We start from the raw sequence: 16,828 nt of genomic DNA on the forward strand, positions 1-16,828 counted from the left end.
AGAGCAGATTGAGGACAGATCCCCATGGGAATCCGTAAGTACAAGCCGACGACGCCGGGCCGCCGCGGTTCGTCCGTCGCCGACTTCGTCGAGATCACGCGCTCGGAGCCGGAGAAGTCGCTGGTCCGCCCGCTGCACAAGACCGGTGGTCGCAACTCCACCGGTCGTGTGACGGTGCGTCACCAGGGCGGCGGCCACAAGCGTGCCTACCGCGTGATCGACTTCCGTCGTCACGACAAGGACGGCGTCCCGGCGAAGGTCGCTCACATCGAGTACGACCCGAACCGCACCGCGCGCATCGCGCTCCTGCACTACGCGGACGGCGAGAAGCGCTACATCATCGCGCCGAACAAGCTGAAGCAGGGCGACGTCGTCGAGAACGGTGCCGGCGCCGACATCAAGCCCGGCAACAACCTGCCGCTGCGCAACATCCCGACCGGTACGACCATCCACGCCATCGAGCTCAAGCCCGGTGGCGGCGCGAAGATCGCCCGCTCGGCCGGTGTGTCCGTGCAGCTCGTCGCGAAGGACGGCCCGTACGCGCAGCTGCGCATGCCGTCCGGCGAGATCCGCAACGTCGACCTGCGCTGCCGCGCCACGGTCGGCGAGGTGGGCAACGCCGAGCAGTCGAACATCAACTGGGGCAAGGCCGGCCGCATGCGCTGGAAGGGCAAGCGCCCCACGGTCCGCGGTGTCGCGATGAACCCGATCGACCACCCGCACGGTGGTGGTGAGGGCAAGACGTCCGGTGGTCGTCACCCGGTCAGCCCCTGGGGCCAGCCGGAGGGCCGCACGCGCCGTCCGAACAAGCCGAGCGACAAGCTCATCGTCCGTCGCCGCCGCACCGGCAAGAAGCGCTGATAGGAGCCGGGAGACATGCCTCGCAGCCTCAAGAAGGGGCCCTTCGTCGACGGGCACCTGCAGAAGAAGGTCGACACGCAGAACGCGGCCGGCACCAAGAACGTCATCAAGACCTGGTCCCGTCGTTCGGTCATCACGCCGGACTTCCTGGGCCACACGTTCGCGGTGCACGACGGTCGCAAGCACACGCCGGTGTTCGTGACGGAGTCGATGGTCGGGCACAAGCTCGGCGAGTTCGCTCCGACGCGGACGTTCCGCGGCCACGAGAAGGACGACCGGAAGGGCCGTCGCCGCTGACCCCCGGGTCAGCCAGGCGACTGCCCTGACGGCAGAGACAAGAAGGCAGGACAGCAATGGAAGCCAAGGCGAAGGCGCGGTTCGTCCGTGTCACGCCCCAGAAGGCCCGGCGCGTCGTGGACCTCATCCGTGGCAAGCAGGCCGGCGAGGCCGTGTCGGTGCTGAAGTTCGCGCCGCAGGCCGCTGGTGAGACGGTCCTCAAGGTCGTCGAGTCCGCGATCGCCAACGCCCGCGAGGGCGCCAAGCGTGCGGGTGAGCGATTCGACGAGGGCAACCTCTACGTCGCGGAGGCGTTCGTCGACGAGGGTCCGACCCTCAAGCGGTTCCGCCCGCGGGCGCAGGGCCGCGCGAGCCAGATCCTCAAGCGCACGAGCCACATCACCGTGGTCGTCGCCGAGCGTGAGACGAAGGGAAGGGCCTGACAGTGGGACAGAAGGTCAACCCGCTCGGGTACCGCCTGGGCATCACGACCGACCACCGTTCGCGGTGGTTCGCCGACTCGACCAAGCCGGGTCAGCGTTACCGGGACTACGTCCGCGAGGACGTGCAGATCCGCAAGCTCATGGCCACCGGCCTGGAGCGCGCGGGCATCGCGAAGGTGGAGATCGAGCGGACGCGTGACCGCGTGCGCGTCGACATCCACACCGCGCGCCCGGGCATCGTCATCGGTCGCCGTGGCGCCGAGGCGGACCGCATCCGTGGCGAGCTCGAGAAGCTCACGGGCAAGCAGGTCCAGCTGAACATCCTCGAGGTCAAGAACGCCGAGATCGAGGCCCAGCTGGTCGCCCAGGGCATCGCCGAGCAGCTGGCGAGCCGCGTGTCCTTCCGTCGTGCGATGCGCAAGGGCATGCAGTCCGCGCAGCGCGCCGGCGCCAAGGGCATCCGCGTGCAGGTCTCCGGCCGCCTCGGCGGCGCGGAGATGAGCCGTACCGAGTTCTACCGCGAGGGTCGTGTGCCGCTGCACACGCTGCGCGCGAACATCGACTACGGCTTCTTCGAGGCCCGTACCACCTTCGGTCGCATCGGCGTCAAGGTGTGGGTCTACAAGGGCGACATGACTGAGAAGGAGTTCGCTCGCGAGCAGGCCACTCAGGCGCCCCGTCAGAACCGTGGACCGCGCAGCGACCGTGGGGACCGCGGTGACCGCGGCCCCCGTGGTGGCGGCCGTCGTCCCGAGCGCACCGAGGCCCCCGTGGCCGAGGCCGCTGCCGCCGCTCCGGCGGAGGCGAGCGCTCCTGAGACCGGAACGGAGGCCTGAGCCGTGCTGATCCCGCGCAGGCTGAAGCACCGCAAGCAGCACCACCCGGGGCGCTCCGGCGCCGCGACCGGTGGTACCGCGATCTCCTTCGGTGAGTACGGCATCCAGGCTCTCGAGCCCGCCTACGTCACCAACCGGCAGATCGAGGCTGCTCGTATCGCCATGACCCGCCACATCAAGCGTGGCGGAAAGGTCTGGATCAACATCTACCCGGACCGTCCGCTCACCAAGAAGCCCGCCGAGACCCGCATGGGTTCCGGCAAGGGCTCTCCGGAGTGGTGGATCGCCAACGTCAAGCCCGGTCGAGTGATGTTCGAGCTCGCCGGCGTCCCGGAGCCGCTGGCTCGCGAGGCCATGCGCCGCGCGCAGCACAAGCTCCCGATGAAGACCCGTTTCGTGGTTCGCGAGGGTGGTAACTGATGGCTATCGGCACCAAGGACCTGGCTCCCAGCGAGCTGGACGCCTTCGACGACGAGCGCCTCGTGGCCGAGCTGAAGAAGGCCAAGGAGGAGCTGTTCAACCTCCGCTTCCAGTCGGCCACCGGCCAGCTCGAGAGCCACGGGCGTCTCAAGGCCGTGCGTCGTGACATCGCGCGGATCTACACGATCCTGCGCGAGCGCGAGCTCGGCATCCGTACCGCCCCGACGGCGAGCGAGTGAGGACTCGATGACTGAGAACACCAACGAGGCCACCACCGCCCTGACGGAGGCCCGCCCGTACCGCAAGACGCGGCGTGGCTACGTGGTCAGCGACAAGATGCAGAAGACCGTCGTGGTCGAGGTCGAGGACCGGGTCAAGCACCCGCTCTACGGCAAGGTCATCCGGCGGACGAGCAAGGTCAAGGTCCACGACGAGGCCGGCGCCGCCGGCATCGGCGACCTGGTCCTCATCATGGAGACCCGCCCGCTCTCGGCGACCAAGCGGTGGCGCCTGGTGGAGATCCTCGAGAAGGCCAAGTAAGGCCTCCTCCCTCCCACATATCCGTTCGGCCAGGCTCGTCGGAAGACGAGAACCGGCAGACGACAGGAGTTTGTAGATGATTCAGCAGGAGTCGCGACTTCGGGTCGCCGACAACACGGGTGCGAAGGAAATCCTCTGCATCCGCGTTCTCGGTGGTTCCGGACGTCGCTACGCCGGTATCGGTGACGTCATCGTCGCCACCGTCAAGGACGCGATCCCTGGCGGCAACGTCAAGAAGGGCGACGTCGTCAAGGCGGTCGTCGTGCGCACCCGCAAGGAGCGCCGGCGCGTGGACGGCTCGTACATCAAGTTCGACGAGAACGCCGCGGTGATCCTCAAGAACGACGGTGAGCCCCGTGGTACGCGCATCTTCGGCCCCGTGGGCCGCGAGCTGCGCGACAAGAAGTTCATGAAGATCATCTCGCTGGCTCCGGAGGTGCTCTGACCATGGCGAAGATCAAGAAGGGCGACCTGGTGGTCGTCATCTCCGGCTCCCGCAAGGACCGGGGCAAGCAGGGTCGCGTCCTCGAGGTGCTGACCGACCGCGACCGCGTCGTGGTCGAGGGCATCCACCGCGTGACCAAGCACGTCAAGGTCGGCCAGAGCCAGCGTGGCTCCCGCACCGGCGGCATCGAGACCGTCGAGGCCCCGATCCACATCAGCAACGTCATGCTGGTGGACCCGGAGACCAAGCGCGGCACCCGGGTCGGCTACCGCACCGAGCAGGTCGAGCGCGACGGCCGGACCCGCACCGTGCGGGTGCGCGTCGCCAAGCGCTCCGGTAAGGACATCTGATGACCGCCATCGACGAGACCACCACCTCGTACCCGAAGCCGCGGCTGAAGGTGCGCTACGCGGAGGAGATCCGCGGCGCGCTGAACGAGGAGTTCCAGCACGAGAACATCAACCAGGTCGCGCGCCTGGTGAAGGTCGTCGTGAACATGGGTGTCGGCGACGCCGCCAAGGACTCCAAGCTGATCGAGGGCGCCATCCGCGACCTCGAGAAGATCACCGGGCAGAAGCCGCAGGTGACCAAGGCCCGCAAGTCCATCGCGCAGTTCAAGCTGCGCGAGGGCATGCCGATCGGCGCCCACGTGACGCTGCGCGGCGACCGGGCCTGGGAGTTCCTGGACCGTCTGCTGTCCACCGCGCTGCCGCGCATCCGCGACTTCCGCGGGCTGTCCGCCAAGCAGTTCGACGGGCACGGCAACTACACCTTCGGTCTGACCGAGCAGTCGATGTTCCACGAGATCGACCAGGACAAGATCGACCGCGTGCGCGGCATGGACATCACGGTGGTCACCACCGCCACGACGGACGCGGAGGGCCGGGCGCTGCTGAAGCACCTGGGCTTCCCCTTCAAGGAGGACTGACCATGGCGAAGACCGCCCTGATCAACAAGGCCGCGGGCAAGCAGAAGTTCGCCGTGCGCGCCTACACCCGGTGCCAGCGGTGCGGCCGCCCGCACTCGGTGTACCGCAAGTTCGGCCTGTGCCGGATCTGCGTGCGCGAGATGGCCCACGCCGGTCAGCTCCCCGGCGTGACCAAGAGCAGCTGGTAAACAACGACGTCGAAGGTCCGTGCCCGCTGGTGACATCCAGCGGGCACGGAAACCGCGGCGAGGAAGGGCGATAGCCCCCATGACGATGACCGACCCGATCGCAGACTTCCTGACGCGTCTGCGCAACGCGAACTCGGCGCACCACGACACGGTGACCATCCCGTACTCGAAGCTGAAGTCGCACATCGCGGAGATCCTGCAGGCCGAGGGTTACATCTCCGGCTGGACCGTCGAGGACGCCCGCGTGGGCAAGAACCTCGTGGTCGAGCTGAAGTACGGCCCGAGCCGCGAGCGTGCGCTCGCCGGCATCAAGCGCGTGTCGAAGCCCGGTCTCCGGGTGTACGCGAAGTCCACCAACCTGCCCAAGGTCCTCGGCGGCCTGGGCGTGGCGATCCTGTCCACGTCCTCCGGCCTCCTGACCGACAAGCAGGCCTCCAAGAAGGGCGTGGGTGGGGAAGTCCTCGCCTACGTCTGGTAAGTCCGAGACGGAAAGGAGCCAGCCAATGTCTCGTATCGGCAGAATCCCCGTCCCGGTCCCCGCCGGGGTGGACGTGTCCATCGACGGCGCCGTGGTGACGGTCAAGGGCCCCAAGGGCACCCTGACGCACACGGTCGCCTCTCCCATCGAGGTCGCGCGCGACGAGGAGGGTGCCCTCGTGGTCACCCGCCCGAACGACGAGCGCCTCTCGCGGTCGCTGCACGGCCTCACGCGCACGCTGCTCGCCAACCTCGTCACCGGCGTCACCGCCGGCTACGAGAAGAAGCTCGAGATCGTCGGCACCGGTTACCGCGTGACGGCCAAGGGTGACGCGCTCGAGTTCGCGCTCGGCTTCAGCCACCCGGTGTCCGTGACGCCGCCCGCCGGCATCACCTTCGCGGTCGAGAGCCCCACCAAGTTCTCGGTGAACGGCATCGACAAGCAGCAGGTGGGCGAGGTCGCCGCGAACATCCGCAAGATCCGCAAGCCCGAGCCGTACAAGGGCAAGGGTGTGCGCTACGCGGGCGAGAACGTCCGCCGCAAGGTCGGAAAGGCTGGTAAGTAGCCATGGCGATCACGGTTATGGGCAAGGGCAAGTTCAAGGCCCGCAAGCGTCGCCACCTCCGGCTGCGCAAGAAGGTCGTCGGCACCGCCGCGCGTCCGCGTCTGGTCGTCACCCGGTCGAACCGCAACATGGTCGCCCAGGTCGTCGACGACGCCGTGGGTCGCACCCTGGTGTCCGCCTCGACGCTCGAGGTCGACGTGCGTGGCATCGAGGGCGACAAGTCCGCGAAGGCCCGCAAGGTCGGCGAGCTGATCGCCGAGCGCGCCAAGGCCGCCGGCATCGACGCGGTGGTCTTCGACCGCGGCGGAAACAAGTACCACGGCCGGGTGGCCGCGGTCGCTGACGCCGCCCGCGAAGGCGGCCTGGCGCTGTGACGACGACCATTCCCGCATCGAAGAAGAGGATCCACTGATGGCTGCTCCTCAGCGCAGCAACACGGGCGCTCCCCAGGGCCAGGGTGGCGGTGACCGTCGCGACGGCGGTCGTCGCGACGGCCGTCGGGGCGACGCCGCCGAGAAGAGCGCGTTCCTCGAGCGCGTCGTCTCCATCAACCGCGTCGCCAAGGTCGTGAAGGGTGGTCGTCGCTTCAGCTTCACCGCCCTCGTGGTCGTCGGCGACGGCGACGGCACGGTCGGTGTCGGCTACGGCAAGGCCAAGGAGGTGCCCGCGGCGATCGCCAAGGGTGTCGAGGAGGCGAAGAAGAACTTCTTCCGCGTCCCCCGCATCCAGGGCACCATCCCGCACCCCATCCAGGGTGAGGCCGCTGCCGGTGTCGTCTTCCTGCGTCCGGCGTCGCCGGGTACCGGTGTGATCGCCGGTGGTCCGGTGCGTGCGGTGCTGGAGTGCGCCGGCGTCCACGACATCCTGTCGAAGTCCCTCGGGTCCTCGAACGCGATCAACATCGTCCACGCGACGGTGGCGGCGCTGCAGGGTCTCGAGGAGCCGGCCGCCGTGGCCGCTCGCCGTGGCCTGCCGCTCGAGCACGTCGCCCCGGCGTCGCTGCTCCGCGCCCAGGCTGCCGGCATCGCCGCGAAGACCGAGAAGGTGGGTGCCTGATGGCTCGCCTGAAGGTCACGCAGACCAAGTCCGCCATCGGCGGCAAGCAGAACCAGCGCGACACGCTGCGCACCCTGGGCCTCAAGCGGATCGGCGACGTCGTCGTCAAGGAGGACCGTCCTGAGATCCGCGGCATGGTCAAGACGGTGACGCACCTGGTCGCGGTCGAGGAGGTGGAGTGACGATGGCTGAGAAGGACGAGACCACCGTCGAGGCCGCCGAGGCCGCCCCCAAGGCGACCAAGGCCAAGGCTGCCAAGGCTGCGGCGACCACCGAGTCGTCCGCCGCGGAGAAGCCCGCTGCCAAGAAGCCGGCTGCGAAGAAGCCGGCCGCCAAGAAGGCCGACGCCGAGGCTGCTGCCCCGGCCAAGGCCGCCACGGCGAAGAAGGCCGCGGAGCCGACCGAGGGCGCCGGTGGCACCCTCAAGGTGCACCACCTGCGTCCGGCCCCCGGCGCCAAGACCGCCAAGACCCGCGTGGGTCGTGGTGAGGCGTCGAAGGGCAAGACGGCCGGTCGTGGTACCAAGGGCACCAAGGCCCGGTACCAGGTGCCGGAGCGCTTCGAGGGTGGGCAGATGCCGCTGCACATGCGGCTGCCCAAGCTCCGCGGCTTCAAGAACCCGTTCCGGGTCGAGTTCCAGGTCGTGAACCTGGACAAGCTGTCGGCGCTGTACCCGCAGGGCGGCGACGTCACGGTCGAGGACCTGGTGGCCAAGGGGGCCGTCCGCAAGGGCGCCCCGGTCAAGGTGCTCGGCACGGGCGAGCTGACGGTCAAGCTGTCGGTGGCCGTCGACGCCTACTCCGGTTCCGCCAAGGAGAAGATCCTGGCGGCCGGCGGAAGCGTCGCGCAGGACTGATCTCGACGGACGGGGTCGGCTGGAGCACTCGCTCAGCCGGCCCCGTCTGCCGTTCCAGGGGCGGCCGGTCCGCCCCGACCGGCCCGGCCCGTGGTCGCGCTCCAGGGTGCAGCCATGCAGGTCCGTGCCGGGGGATGCCGACCTGAGGACAGAAGTCCGTTAGGGTTCGGCAGGGTGCCCGAGCCGTCACGCGACGGTGGGGCGGCACCGAACCCGGCAGGCGGACCATCGCCCCGTCGGTGCGAGCCAGACGACATCCCGCCTCGGCGGAGCAGGAGGACAGGTGCTCAGCGCATTCGTGCGGGCGTTCAGGACCCCCGATCTGCGGCGCAAGCTGCTGTTCACCATCGGGATCATGGTGGTGTTCCGGATCGGCTCGTTCCTGCCGACCCCGGGTGTCTCCTACCCGAACGTCCAGGTCTGCATCGACCAGTCGGCGGACTCGAGCTCGCTGCTCGGGCTCGTGAACCTGTTCAGCGGTGGAGCGCTGCTCCAGCTGTCGGTGTTCTCGCTCGGGATCATGCCGTACATCACGGCGAGCATCATCATCCAGCTGCTGCGCGTGGTGATCCCCCACTTCGAGGCCCTGTACAAGGAGGGCCAGTCGGGCACCGCGAAGCTCACGCAGTACACGCGCTACCTGACCATCGGTCTCGCGGTCCTCCAGTCGACCACGGTGATCATCACCGCGCGCAACGGTCAGCTGTTCCAGGGCTGCTCGGTGGACGTGATCCCCGACGGCGGCATCGTCACGACGCTGATCATGATCGTCACGATGACCGCGGGCACCGGCCTGATCATGTGGCTCGGCGAGCTCATCACCGAGCGCGGCGTCGGCAACGGCATGTCGCTGCTCATCTTCACCTCGATCGCCGCGTCCTTCCCGGGCGCCATGTGGTCGATCGCGGGCGGCTCCGGCGGCATCGGTGCGTTCATCATCGTGATGGCGGTCATCGTCATCGTGATCGCGCTGGTCGTCTTCGTCGAGCAGTCCCAGCGCCGGGTCCCGGTGCAGTACGCCAAGCGCATGGTCGGCCGGCGCACCTACGGCGGGTCCAGCACCTACATCCCGATCAAGATCAACATGGCCGGTGTCATCCCGGTGATCTTCGCGTCCTCGCTGCTCCAGGTCCCCGCGCTGATCGCGGGCTTCGGCGGCGACCAGACGACGGGATGGCGGCTGTGGGTCGCGCAGCACCTGGCGCCCACGAGCGCGCCGCTGCACGTGGCGATCTACGTCGTGCTGATCATCTTCTTCTGCTACTTCTACACCGCGATCACGTTCAACCCGGACGAGGTCGCCGACAACATGAAGAAGTACGGCGGCTTCATCCCCGGCATCCGCGCCGGGCGTCCGACGGCCGAGTACCTCGACTACGTCATCACCCGCATCACCGCTCCGGGCTCGATCTACCTGGCCCTGGTCGCGCTCATCCCCACGATCACGTTCATCGTGCTCGGCGTCGGCACCAACGTGCCGTTCGGCGGCTCGTCGATCCTGATCGTGGTGGGTGTCGGCCTGGAGACCGTGAAGCAGATCGAGTCGCAGCTCCAGCAGCGGCACTACGAAGGGTTCCTCCGTTGAGCTCCACCTCCGCATCCGGCACCGCCCGTCTCGTCCTGCTCGGCCCTCCCGGGGCCGGCAAGGGCACGCAGGCGGTCCGGCTGGCCGAGCGGCTGGGCGTCCCGGCGATCTCGACCGGCGACATCTTCCGCGCGAACATCAGCGGCGGCACCGATCTGGGCAAGACCGCGCAGGAGTACACCTCCCGTGGCGAGCTGGTCCCGGACGAGGTCACCAACGCGATGGTCCGCGACCGGCTGGCCCAGGACGACGCGAAGCAGGGCTTCCTGCTGGACGGCTACCCGCGCAACGTGGCCCAGGTGGGCGAGCTCGAGGCGATCCTGTCCGACCTCGGCCTCACCCTGGACGCCGCCGTGGAGATCACCGCGGACGCGGACGTCGTCGTGGAGCGCCTGCTCAAGCGTGCCGAGATCGAGGGCCGTGCGGACGACACCGAGCCGGTGATCCGTCGCCGCCTCGACGTGTACGCCGAGCAGACCGCCCCGATCTCCGGCGTGTACGCCGGGCGCGACCTGCTGGTGAAGGTCGACGGCATCGGCGAGGTCGACGAGGTGACGGACCGCCTGCTGTCCGCCCTCGCCGCGCACGTCGGCTGACGTGGGCGTTTTCGGCCGGGAGCGCGTCGAGCTCAAGTCCCCGGACCAGGTGCTGCTCATGCGGCAGGCCGGTCTGGTGGTGGCGCGGGCGTTGGCGGCGACCCGGGACGCGGCGCGTCCGGGGATGACCACGGCGGACCTGGACGCGGTGGCGGCGGCGGTGATCGCCGACGCGGGCGCGGAGCCGTCCTTCCTCGGCTACGAGGGCTACCCGGCGACCATCTGCGTCTCCGTCAACGACGAGGTCGTGCACGGCATCCCCTCGGGCCGCGTGCTGGAGCCGGGCGACGTCGTCTCGATCGACTGCGGCGCGATCGTCCAGGGCTGGCACGGCGACTCCGCGCTGACCCTGGTGCTGCCGGAGGCGGACCCCGCAGACCTCGCGCTGCGGGACCTCACCGAGCGGGCCATGTGGGACGGCATCGCTGCCCTCGTCGGCCCGGGCGGCACCGGCCTGGCCGACCGCCTGAACGTGGTGGGGGAGGCCGTGGAGGACGCGGTCGAGGCCGCCGGCGCCTTCGGCATCGTCGAGGACTACGTGGGCCACGGCATCGGCTCGGCCATGCACCAGCCGCCGGACGTCCTGAACTACCGGGTGCGGGACCGTGGGCTGAAGCTGCGTCCGGGCATGTGCCTGGCGATCGAGCCGATGATCACCCGCGGCTCCGCGGCGACCGAGGTGCTGGAGGACGACTGGACGGTCGTCACGGCCGACGGGTCGCGGGCCGCGCACTGGGAGCACACCGTCGCGCTGCACGAGGGCGGCATCTGGGTGCTGACCGCGCAGGACGGCGGCCAGGCCGAGCTGGCGGCCCGCGGCGTGCAGGTGCAGCCGCTGGCGTGACCTGCGTCTCATCTGGTCGGAGCAAGGATCCGGCTCGGGGAGCGGGTGAAATGAGGTCCGTTCCTGGGTGGCAGCACCCAGGATCAAGCGGGCAAATCGGACCAAGGGGCCCTTTCGCCCCAAAGCGGCCTCGGGGGCCCCTCTGATCCTGCCGAAGATGCGTCGTTCCCCTGCGTGGACGACACCCTCCGTCGGCCGCGCGCCCGCGCGACCTACGGACCCACGTTGACGCACTCGTCTCACCGACGCCCCCTCGCCGGTCTCCTGCCCCTGCGCCCCGCCCACCGCCGACCTCGCCAGCACCGCCCGCGCGGCCTCGTGCTGGCCGTCGTCGCGGCCCTGCTCGCACCCCTCGCGCTCGTGTCGGGCGCCGGGGCGGCGACGGCGGCCGGGGTCTCGGCGAACCTCGCGATCACCGGCTTCACCGCCGCGAGCGGGGCCACCCTGGCCGCGCCGCAGCTCGCGGTGGACGGCTCCTACGCGAGCGACACCTCGTACACGGTGTCCCCGCCGACGAGCACGGTGTCGATGGCGCTGTCCTACCGCTGCGCCAGCGACACCCAGGTCCGACCCGGGCTCGCGCCTGGCGGCCACCGGTGCCTCGGCGGCGCTGCCGCTCGGCGTCGCGGTGCTGCTGCTGGTGCTCGGCGGCACCCTGGTGGCGATCCGACGCCGCAGGGTCTGATCCATCGGACCGTCCGGTCCGGCGCCCTCGTCCCGGGGGTGCCGGACCGGTGACGGACGCGCTGCGTGATCCACCTCCCGTTTCGTCGCTGAGGTGCGATGGCGTATGATCGTCCGTTGGGTGTGCGCCCGCGCGTCGTTGCACGTCCTCACGGGGTCCCGCCGTCACGGCAGGTCCCGCCGAGGAGGTCGGTGCCGCACGGGGTGACGCACGTCAACCCCACGTCCCTCCACGACGACCTCCCTGGTCGCCGCGCGGGCGTGGGCCGGCAGTTCAGGACAAGAGTTAGCGGAGGACATGGCGAAGAAGGACGGTGTCATCGAGATCGAGGGCAGCGTGGTCGAGGCTCTGCCGAACGCGATGTTCCGCGTCGAGCTGACCAACGGCCACAAGGTTCTCGCGCACATCTCGGGCAAGATGCGGCAGCACTACATCCGGATCCTTCCCGAGGACCGCGTGGTGGTGGAGCTGAGCCCGTACGACCTGTCCCGCGGGCGCATCGTCTACCGCTACAAGTAACCGACCGAACGAGCATCGCCGTCGGCCAGCACCTCCCGTCCGCGGGAGGGAACGGCGCATCGGCGGACGAGGAACAGGCCATGAAGGTCAAGCCCAGCGTCAAGAAGATCTGCGACAAGTGCAAGGTGATCCGCCGGCACGGTCGCGTCCAGGTGATCTGCGAGAACCTGCGCCACAAGCAGCGCCAGGGCTGAGCATCCAGCAGCCCTGCCGCGCGGCGTAGAGCCGAGCAGCACCCCGGTCGGACCCCTCGGGGCGAGACCACCAGCGCACCGCCGAACCGGCGCCGCCCGTCAGGGCAGCGGACCGGTGAACCCCTGGCTCGGAGGCCAGGGCCCGCAGCCAGGCGGGAGGACGGTGCGGCAGACCTCCGAACGAAGTACAGGAGCCGGAAGGCACATGGCACGTCTCATCGGCGTCGACCTCCCCCGCGAGAAGCGGCTCGAGATCGCGCTCACCTACATCTACGGGGTCGGCCGTACCCGCGCGCAGCAGACGCTCGCGGCGACCGGCATCAGCCCCGACGTCCGGGTCAAGGACCTGGACGACGCCCAGCTCGTCGAGCTGCGTGACTACCTCGAGGGCAACTTCAAGCTCGAGGGTGACCTGCGACGCGAGGTCGCCGCGGACATCCGCCGCAAGGTCGAGATCGGTTGCTACGAGGGCCTGCGGCACCGCCGCGGCCTCCCGGTGCGTGGTCAGCGCACCAAGACCAACGCGCGTACCCGCAAGGGCCCGAAGCGCACCGTCGCCGGCAAGAAGAAGGCCGGCCGGAAGTAGCCCGACCGCGGCCCACCAGCCCCGCCTCACGGCGAGAGCCCAGCCGGCCGCGTCGGACCACCGACCTCCCAGACCAGCAGCAGAGAGAACGAGCAGATGCCTCCGAAGACCCGCAGTTCCGTGCGCAAGCCGCGCCGCAAGGAGAAGAAGAACGTCTCCTTCGGCCAGGCGCACATCAAGAGCACCTTCAACAACACGATCATCTCGATCACCGACCCCAGCGGCGCCGTGATCTCCTGGGCGTCGGGCGGCGACGTGGGCTTCAAGGGCTCGCGCAAGTCGACCCCCTACGCCGCCGGCATGGCCGCCGAGGCCGCTGCGCGCAAGGCCGCCGAGCACGGCATGAAGAAGGTCGACGTCTTCGTCAAGGGTCCGGGCTCGGGCCGCGAGACCGCGATCCGCTCCCTCCAGGCCGCCGGCCTCGAGGTCGGCTCGATCCAGGACGTGACGCCGCAGGCGCACAACGGCTGCCGTCCGCCGAAGCGCCGTCGCGTCTGATCCGTCACCGGGGCCGCCGTACCCGCAGGTCATGCCTGCGGGTGCGGCGGCGCCGGTCGGTCGTCCGGGTGGACCGAGACCCGTGCGGCCATCGAGTACCTGCGCTGCGTCATATGGCGGACGCACGCTGAGAGGAACCCCGAAGTGCTCATCGCACAGCGCCCCACCCTGACCGAAGAGGTCATCTCGGAGTACCGCTCGCGGTTCTCCATCGAGCCGCTCGAGCCCGGCTTCGGCTACACGCTCGGCAACTCCCTGCGCCGGACCCTGCTGTCGTCCATCCCGGGCGCGGCGGTGACGAGCATCCGGATCGACGGCGTGCTGCACGAGTTCAGCACCGTCCCCGGCGTCAAGGAGGACGTCACCGAGATCATCCTCAACATCAAGAACCTCGTCGTCTCCTCGGAGAACGACGAGCCGGTCGTGATGTACCTGCGCAAGCAGGGTGCGGGTGAGGTCACCGCGGCGGACATCGTCCCGCCGGCCGGTGTCGAGGTGCACAACACCGAGCTGCACCTGGCCACGCTGAACGAGAAGGGCAAGCTCGAGATCGAGCTGACCGTCGAGCGCGGCCGTGGCTACGTGTCGGCCAACCAGAACAAGGCCTACGAGGCCGAGATCGGCCGGATCCCGGTCGACTCGATCTACTCGCCGGTGCTCAAGGTCACGTACAAGGTCGAGGCCACCCGCGTCGAGCAGCGCACCGACTTCGACAAGCTCATCGTCGACGTCGAGACCAAGCCGGCGATCAGCCCGCGGGACGCGCTGGCCTCGGCCGGCAAGACCCTGGTCGAGCTGTTCGGTCTCGCCCGCGAGCTGAACGTCGAGGCCGAGGGCATCGAGATCGGCCCGTCGCCGACCGACGCGGCCCTGGCCGCCGACCTGGCGCTGCCGATCGAGGACCTGCAGCTGACCATCCGGTCGTACAACTGCCTCAAGCGCGAGGGCATCCACACCGTGGGCGAGCTCGTGGCGCGTTCGGAGGCCGACCTGCTCGACATCCGCAACTTCGGTGCGAAGTCGATCACCGAGGTCAAGGAGAAGCTGGCCGAGCTGAACCTGTCCCTCAAGGACAGCCCGCTCGACTTCGACCCGAGCGCCGCCGCGTACTACGACGGCGACGAGGGCGACTTCACCGAGGACGAGCAGTACTGACGCCGGGGAGGCGGCGCGCCGATGACGTGCGCCGCCGGCCCATCACTGGAACCAAGGAGTAAAGACCATGCCTACGCCCACCAAGGGTGCCCGGCTCGGTGGCGGCCCGGCTCACGAGCGGCTCATCCTGGCCAACCTGGCCACGGCGCTCTTCGAGCACAAGCGCATCACGACCACCGAGACCAAGGCCAAGCGCCTGCGTCCGCTGGCCGAGCGCCTGATCACCTTCGCCAAGCGCGGTGACCTGCACGCCCGTCGCCGTGTCCTGACCGTCGTCCGCGACAAGTCCGTCGTGCACGAGCTCTTCACCGAGATCGCGCCGCAGATGGCCGAGCGTCAGGGTGGCTACACCCGCATCACGAAGATCGGCCCCCGCAAGGGCGACAACGCCCCCATGGCCGTGATCGAGCTCGTCCTCGAGCCCGTCTCGCCGAAGCAGGCCGTCGTGCGCGAGGCGACCAAGGCCGCCGCCAAGGCTGCGCCGAAGGCCGAGAAGGTCGAGGAGACCGTCGAGGTCGAGGAGACCACCGAGGCGACCGAGGCTCCGGCCGAGGAGACCGTCGAGGAGACGAAGGACGAGGCCGACAAGGCCTGACGTCCCGGTTCACCGGACTCCGGGAGGGCCCGGACCGCGAGCAGCACGCTCGTGGTCCGGGCCCTTCTGCGTGCCCGGGCTTCTCGCGTGCGTGGGGCGTCCCGCGGCGGTGCCGGTAGCGTGCGGGCATGAGCGTCCCGGTGGTCCTGGTGCACGGCCTGCGCACGTCCCGGACCATGTGGCGCGCGCAGGTCGAGGCGCTGCGCGGGTTCGGTGCCGAGGTCGTGGCGGTGGACCTGCCGGGGCACGGAGAGCGGCGCGGGGAGACGTTCACCCGGGACGGCGCGGTGGCGACGGTGCGGGACGCGGTGGACGGCGTCGGCGGGCGGGCGCTGGTGGCGGGGCTGTCGCTGGGCGGGTACACCGCGATCACGCACGCGGCGCGGCACCCGGAGCAGGTGGCCGGGCTGGTCGCCGCCGGCTGCTCCACCCGGCCGCTGGCGGCGCTGGTCGGCGGGTGGGCGCTGCTGGCCCGGGGGATCGCGCGGCTGCCCGACTCCGGCGCGGGCCTGAACGAGGCGCTGGTCGGCCGGGTGCTGTCGCCGGACGCGGCACGGGACGTGGCCGAGGGCGGATTCGCGCTGGACGTGATGGACGACGTGCTGCGCGAGATGCGGCAGGCCGAGCCGGTGCGCGACCTCGGCGAGGTGACCGCGCCGGTGTGGATCGTGAACGGGCGCTACGACCACTTCCGCGGCGAGGAGCGCCGGTTCGTCCGGGCCTGCGCCGACGGGCGGCTGGTGGTGGTGCCGGGGGCGACGCACCTGGTGTCGCTCACCGCGCCGGTGGCGTTCACCCGCGTGCTGCTGGAGGCGCTGGCGGCCGTGGAGCGACGCGAGGCCGCACCGGCCTGATCGCGGGCCGGGGCGGGTCGGTCGGGGAGCTCAGACCCCGAGCTGCCAGGCGCGCACGCCGCCGACGATCCCCGCCTGGTTCGGCACCACCACGACGTCGTCGCCGAGCCGGGCCAGCACCTGCGGGGTGATCTGCCGGGAGTTGCCCCCGCCGAGGTAGAGCCGGTCCCACAGCACCACCGGGCGCAGCCCCTCGACCACCTGCCGCACGCGGCGGGACCACAGGGCGTCGCCGAGCCGGGCGCGCTGGATCTGCCCGATGTACTCGTCGTAGGTGGTCATCCGGCGCACCGGGGCGTGCGACCACTCCAGGTGCGGTGCCAGGCGGCCGCCGTCGAAGAGCGCGGAGCCCAGGCCGGTGCCCAGCGTGAGCACCAGCTCGACCCCGGTGCCGGAGACCACGCCCGCGCCGTGCACCTCGGCGTCGTTGAGCACCAGCGTCGGCACGGTGAGGCGGTGCTCCACGGCGGCGCGGATGTCGCAGCCGGACCACTCCTCGACCAGCTCGGGGTCGACGCGGGTGTGCGGGCCGGAGCGGTTCACGTAGTGCGGGGTGGCGACCACGACGCCGTGCCGGATCATCCCGGGCATGCCCACGGTGGCACGGTCGGCGGGCGGCAGCCGCTCGGCGATCTCCGCGATCGTGTCGACCAGGCGCTGCGGCGGCAGCGGGTACGGCGTGGGCACCCGGATCGCCGGGGCGTGCAGCGTGCCGGAGGCGTCGAGGACGGAGGCCTTGATCCCTCCGCCGCCGCAGTCCACGGCCAGGGTGTACGGGGACGGCGAGGGCGTAGGCACCGGACCACGGTAGAGCAGCCGCGGGGC

Annotated in this window: 29 protein-coding genes; 28 read left to right on the forward strand and 1 reads right to left on the reverse strand. The window is 70.2% G+C overall.

Annotated features, from left to right (window positions below; genetic code table 11):
* Positions 1–24 precede the first annotated feature (24 nt).
* From rplB to ACZ5HG_RS04110, 28 genes are all read left to right on the forward strand, one after another.
* Complete coding sequence (rplB, locus tag ACZ5HG_RS03975; RefSeq protein ID WP_464180522.1) at positions 25–861, forward strand: 50S ribosomal protein L2; 837 nt, start codon at positions 25–27, stop codon at positions 859–861.
* A 15-nt stretch (positions 862–876) separates the two neighbouring features.
* On the forward strand, positions 877–1,158 hold the full coding sequence (rpsS, locus tag ACZ5HG_RS03980; protein WP_464180524.1) for a 30S ribosomal protein S19: 282 nt from the start codon (positions 877–879) through the stop codon (positions 1,156–1,158).
* 56 nt (positions 1,159–1,214) lie between these two features.
* A complete protein-coding gene (gene rplV / locus ACZ5HG_RS03985; RefSeq protein ID WP_464180525.1) occupies positions 1,215–1,580 on the forward strand; it encodes a 50S ribosomal protein L22 in 366 nt (121 codons plus the stop codon).
* Between the two features lie 2 nt (positions 1,581–1,582).
* A complete protein-coding gene (rpsC, locus tag ACZ5HG_RS03990) occupies positions 1,583–2,416 on the forward strand; it encodes a 30S ribosomal protein S3 (RefSeq protein WP_464180527.1) in 834 nt (277 codons plus the stop codon).
* Positions 2,417–2,419: 3 nt separating this feature from the next.
* Entirely contained in the window at positions 2,420–2,836 is a 417-nt protein-coding gene (gene rplP, locus ACZ5HG_RS03995; RefSeq protein WP_013882863.1) for a 50S ribosomal protein L16, read from the forward strand.
* Positions 2,836–3,075, forward strand: coding sequence for a 50S ribosomal protein L29 (gene rpmC / locus ACZ5HG_RS04000; RefSeq protein WP_309032072.1), 240 nt, complete (start codon positions 2,836–2,838; stop codon positions 3,073–3,075). The genes rplP and rpmC overlap by 1 nt, the downstream gene beginning before the upstream one ends.
* A gap of 7 nt (positions 3,076–3,082) precedes the next feature.
* Complete coding sequence (gene rpsQ, locus ACZ5HG_RS04005; RefSeq protein WP_464180530.1) at positions 3,083–3,376, forward strand: 30S ribosomal protein S17; 294 nt, start codon at positions 3,083–3,085, stop codon at positions 3,374–3,376.
* A gap of 76 nt (positions 3,377–3,452) precedes the next feature.
* On the forward strand, positions 3,453–3,821 hold the full coding sequence (gene rplN, locus ACZ5HG_RS04010) for a 50S ribosomal protein L14 (RefSeq protein WP_146838605.1): 369 nt from the start codon (positions 3,453–3,455) through the stop codon (positions 3,819–3,821).
* A gap of 2 nt (positions 3,822–3,823) precedes the next feature.
* A complete protein-coding gene (rplX, locus tag ACZ5HG_RS04015) occupies positions 3,824–4,171 on the forward strand; it encodes a 50S ribosomal protein L24 (RefSeq protein WP_464180531.1) in 348 nt (115 codons plus the stop codon).
* A complete protein-coding gene (gene rplE / locus ACZ5HG_RS04020; RefSeq protein ID WP_464180532.1) occupies positions 4,171–4,749 on the forward strand; it encodes a 50S ribosomal protein L5 in 579 nt (192 codons plus the stop codon). The genes rplX and rplE overlap by 1 nt, the downstream gene beginning before the upstream one ends.
* Before the next feature lie 2 nt (positions 4,750–4,751).
* Positions 4,752–4,937 carry a type Z 30S ribosomal protein S14 gene (locus ACZ5HG_RS04025; RefSeq protein WP_122147680.1) on the forward strand — a complete coding sequence of 62 codons (186 nt, stop codon included), beginning with the start codon at positions 4,752–4,754 and terminating at the stop codon, positions 4,935–4,937.
* A 79-nt stretch (positions 4,938–5,016) separates the two neighbouring features.
* Positions 5,017–5,415, forward strand: a complete 399-nt coding sequence (gene rpsH / locus ACZ5HG_RS04030; protein WP_464180533.1) for a 30S ribosomal protein S8 — start codon at positions 5,017–5,019, stop codon at positions 5,413–5,415.
* Positions 5,416–5,440: 25 nt separating this feature from the next.
* Positions 5,441–5,980: a 50S ribosomal protein L6 gene (gene rplF / locus ACZ5HG_RS04035; RefSeq protein WP_464180534.1), complete on the forward strand. Its 540-nt coding sequence runs from the start codon at positions 5,441–5,443 to the stop codon at positions 5,978–5,980.
* A 2-nt stretch (positions 5,981–5,982) separates the two neighbouring features.
* Positions 5,983–6,354, forward strand: coding sequence for a 50S ribosomal protein L18 (gene rplR, locus ACZ5HG_RS04040; RefSeq protein ID WP_464180535.1), 372 nt, complete (start codon positions 5,983–5,985; stop codon positions 6,352–6,354).
* Between the two features lie 37 nt (positions 6,355–6,391).
* Positions 6,392–7,036 (forward strand): 30S ribosomal protein S5, encoded by a 645-nt coding sequence (gene rpsE / locus ACZ5HG_RS04045; protein ID WP_464180536.1) that lies wholly within the window; start codon positions 6,392–6,394, stop codon positions 7,034–7,036.
* Positions 7,036–7,218, forward strand: a complete 183-nt coding sequence (gene rpmD / locus ACZ5HG_RS04050; protein ID WP_146838591.1) for a 50S ribosomal protein L30 — start codon at positions 7,036–7,038, stop codon at positions 7,216–7,218. The genes rpsE and rpmD overlap by 1 nt, the downstream gene beginning before the upstream one ends.
* Positions 7,219–7,220: 2 nt before the next feature.
* Positions 7,221–7,892, forward strand: coding sequence for a 50S ribosomal protein L15 (gene rplO / locus ACZ5HG_RS04055; protein ID WP_464180537.1), 672 nt, complete (start codon positions 7,221–7,223; stop codon positions 7,890–7,892).
* A gap of 283 nt (positions 7,893–8,175) precedes the next feature.
* A complete protein-coding gene (gene secY, locus ACZ5HG_RS04060) occupies positions 8,176–9,477 on the forward strand; it encodes a preprotein translocase subunit SecY (RefSeq protein WP_464180538.1) in 1,302 nt (433 codons plus the stop codon).
* Positions 9,474–10,073: an adenylate kinase gene (locus tag ACZ5HG_RS04065; RefSeq protein ID WP_464180539.1), complete on the forward strand. Its 600-nt coding sequence runs from the start codon at positions 9,474–9,476 to the stop codon at positions 10,071–10,073. Before secY ends, ACZ5HG_RS04065 begins: the two co-directional genes overlap by 4 nt.
* 1 nt (position 10,074) lies before the next feature.
* On the forward strand, positions 10,075–10,917 hold the full coding sequence (gene map / locus ACZ5HG_RS04070) for a type I methionyl aminopeptidase (protein ID WP_464180540.1): 843 nt from the start codon (positions 10,075–10,077) through the stop codon (positions 10,915–10,917).
* 318 nt (positions 10,918–11,235) lie between these two features.
* A complete protein-coding gene (locus ACZ5HG_RS04075; RefSeq protein WP_464180541.1) occupies positions 11,236–11,655 on the forward strand; it encodes a hypothetical protein in 420 nt (139 codons plus the stop codon).
* Between the two features lie 244 nt (positions 11,656–11,899).
* Positions 11,900–12,121, forward strand: a complete 222-nt coding sequence (gene infA / locus ACZ5HG_RS04080; RefSeq protein WP_013770189.1) for a translation initiation factor IF-1 — start codon at positions 11,900–11,902, stop codon at positions 12,119–12,121.
* A gap of 80 nt (positions 12,122–12,201) precedes the next feature.
* A complete protein-coding gene (gene rpmJ, locus ACZ5HG_RS04085; protein WP_013117849.1) occupies positions 12,202–12,315 on the forward strand; it encodes a 50S ribosomal protein L36 in 114 nt (37 codons plus the stop codon).
* Between the two features lie 205 nt (positions 12,316–12,520).
* Positions 12,521–12,901: a 30S ribosomal protein S13 gene (gene rpsM, locus ACZ5HG_RS04090; protein WP_464180543.1), complete on the forward strand. Its 381-nt coding sequence runs from the start codon at positions 12,521–12,523 to the stop codon at positions 12,899–12,901.
* A 96-nt stretch (positions 12,902–12,997) separates the two neighbouring features.
* Entirely contained in the window at positions 12,998–13,399 is a 402-nt protein-coding gene (gene rpsK / locus ACZ5HG_RS04095; RefSeq protein ID WP_464180544.1) for a 30S ribosomal protein S11, read from the forward strand.
* 144 nt (positions 13,400–13,543) lie between these two features.
* Complete coding sequence (locus ACZ5HG_RS04100; protein WP_464180546.1) at positions 13,544–14,554, forward strand: DNA-directed RNA polymerase subunit alpha; 1,011 nt, start codon at positions 13,544–13,546, stop codon at positions 14,552–14,554.
* A 67-nt stretch (positions 14,555–14,621) separates the two neighbouring features.
* A complete protein-coding gene (rplQ, locus tag ACZ5HG_RS04105) occupies positions 14,622–15,149 on the forward strand; it encodes a 50S ribosomal protein L17 (protein ID WP_464180548.1) in 528 nt (175 codons plus the stop codon).
* 128 nt (positions 15,150–15,277) lie between these two features.
* Positions 15,278–16,003, forward strand: coding sequence for an alpha/beta fold hydrolase (locus tag ACZ5HG_RS04110; protein ID WP_464180550.1), 726 nt, complete (start codon positions 15,278–15,280; stop codon positions 16,001–16,003).
* Between the two features lie 30 nt (positions 16,004–16,033).
* On the opposite strand, the gene ACZ5HG_RS04115 is transcribed toward ACZ5HG_RS04110, so the two are convergent.
* Positions 16,034–16,801, reverse strand: a complete 768-nt coding sequence (locus ACZ5HG_RS04115; protein WP_464180552.1) for an ROK family protein — start codon at positions 16,799–16,801, stop codon at positions 16,034–16,036.
* Between the last annotated feature and the right edge of the window lie 27 nt (positions 16,802–16,828).

Source organism: Cellulomonas sp. GTC20042 (genome assembly GCF_055389595.1).

Bases quoted from the DNA above. Each gene is read 5' to 3' on its own strand.
- rplO (WP_464180537.1), top strand. From the start codon at position 7,221: ATGGCTGAGAAGGACGAGACCACCGTCGAGGCCGCCGAGGCCGCCCCC.
- ACZ5HG_RS04110 (WP_464180550.1), top strand. From the start codon at position 15,278: ATGAGCGTCCCGGTGGTCCTGGTGCACGGCCTGCGCACGTCCCGGACC.
- rpsK (WP_464180544.1), top strand. From the start codon at position 12,998: ATGCCTCCGAAGACCCGCAGTTCCGTGCGCAAGCCGCGCCGCAAGGAG.
- rplR (WP_464180535.1), top strand. From the start codon at position 5,983: ATGGCGATCACGGTTATGGGCAAGGGCAAGTTCAAGGCCCGCAAGCGT.
- rplV (WP_464180525.1), top strand. From the start codon at position 1,215: ATGGAAGCCAAGGCGAAGGCGCGGTTCGTCCGTGTCACGCCCCAGAAG.
- ACZ5HG_RS04025 (WP_122147680.1), top strand. From the start codon at position 4,752: ATGGCGAAGACCGCCCTGATCAACAAGGCCGCGGGCAAGCAGAAGTTC.
- rplQ (WP_464180548.1), top strand. From the start codon at position 14,622: ATGCCTACGCCCACCAAGGGTGCCCGGCTCGGTGGCGGCCCGGCTCAC.
- rpmD (WP_146838591.1), top strand. From the start codon at position 7,036: ATGGCTCGCCTGAAGGTCACGCAGACCAAGTCCGCCATCGGCGGCAAG.
- rpsS (WP_464180524.1), top strand. From the start codon at position 877: ATGCCTCGCAGCCTCAAGAAGGGGCCCTTCGTCGACGGGCACCTGCAG.
- rpsQ (WP_464180530.1), top strand. From the start codon at position 3,083: ATGACTGAGAACACCAACGAGGCCACCACCGCCCTGACGGAGGCCCGC.
- rpmC (WP_309032072.1), top strand. From the start codon at position 2,836: ATGGCTATCGGCACCAAGGACCTGGCTCCCAGCGAGCTGGACGCCTTC.
- rpsH (WP_464180533.1), top strand. From the start codon at position 5,017: ATGACGATGACCGACCCGATCGCAGACTTCCTGACGCGTCTGCGCAAC.
- rpmJ (WP_013117849.1), top strand. From the start codon at position 12,202: ATGAAGGTCAAGCCCAGCGTCAAGAAGATCTGCGACAAGTGCAAGGTG.
- infA (WP_013770189.1), top strand. From the start codon at position 11,900: ATGGCGAAGAAGGACGGTGTCATCGAGATCGAGGGCAGCGTGGTCGAG.
- rplX (WP_464180531.1), top strand. From the start codon at position 3,824: ATGGCGAAGATCAAGAAGGGCGACCTGGTGGTCGTCATCTCCGGCTCC.
- rpsE (WP_464180536.1), top strand. From the start codon at position 6,392: ATGGCTGCTCCTCAGCGCAGCAACACGGGCGCTCCCCAGGGCCAGGGT.
- rpsM (WP_464180543.1), top strand. From the start codon at position 12,521: ATGGCACGTCTCATCGGCGTCGACCTCCCCCGCGAGAAGCGGCTCGAG.
- rplB (WP_464180522.1), top strand. From the start codon at position 25: ATGGGAATCCGTAAGTACAAGCCGACGACGCCGGGCCGCCGCGGTTCG.
- rplF (WP_464180534.1), top strand. From the start codon at position 5,441: ATGTCTCGTATCGGCAGAATCCCCGTCCCGGTCCCCGCCGGGGTGGAC.
- rplN (WP_146838605.1), top strand. From the start codon at position 3,453: ATGATTCAGCAGGAGTCGCGACTTCGGGTCGCCGACAACACGGGTGCG.
- rplE (WP_464180532.1), top strand. From the start codon at position 4,171: ATGACCGCCATCGACGAGACCACCACCTCGTACCCGAAGCCGCGGCTG.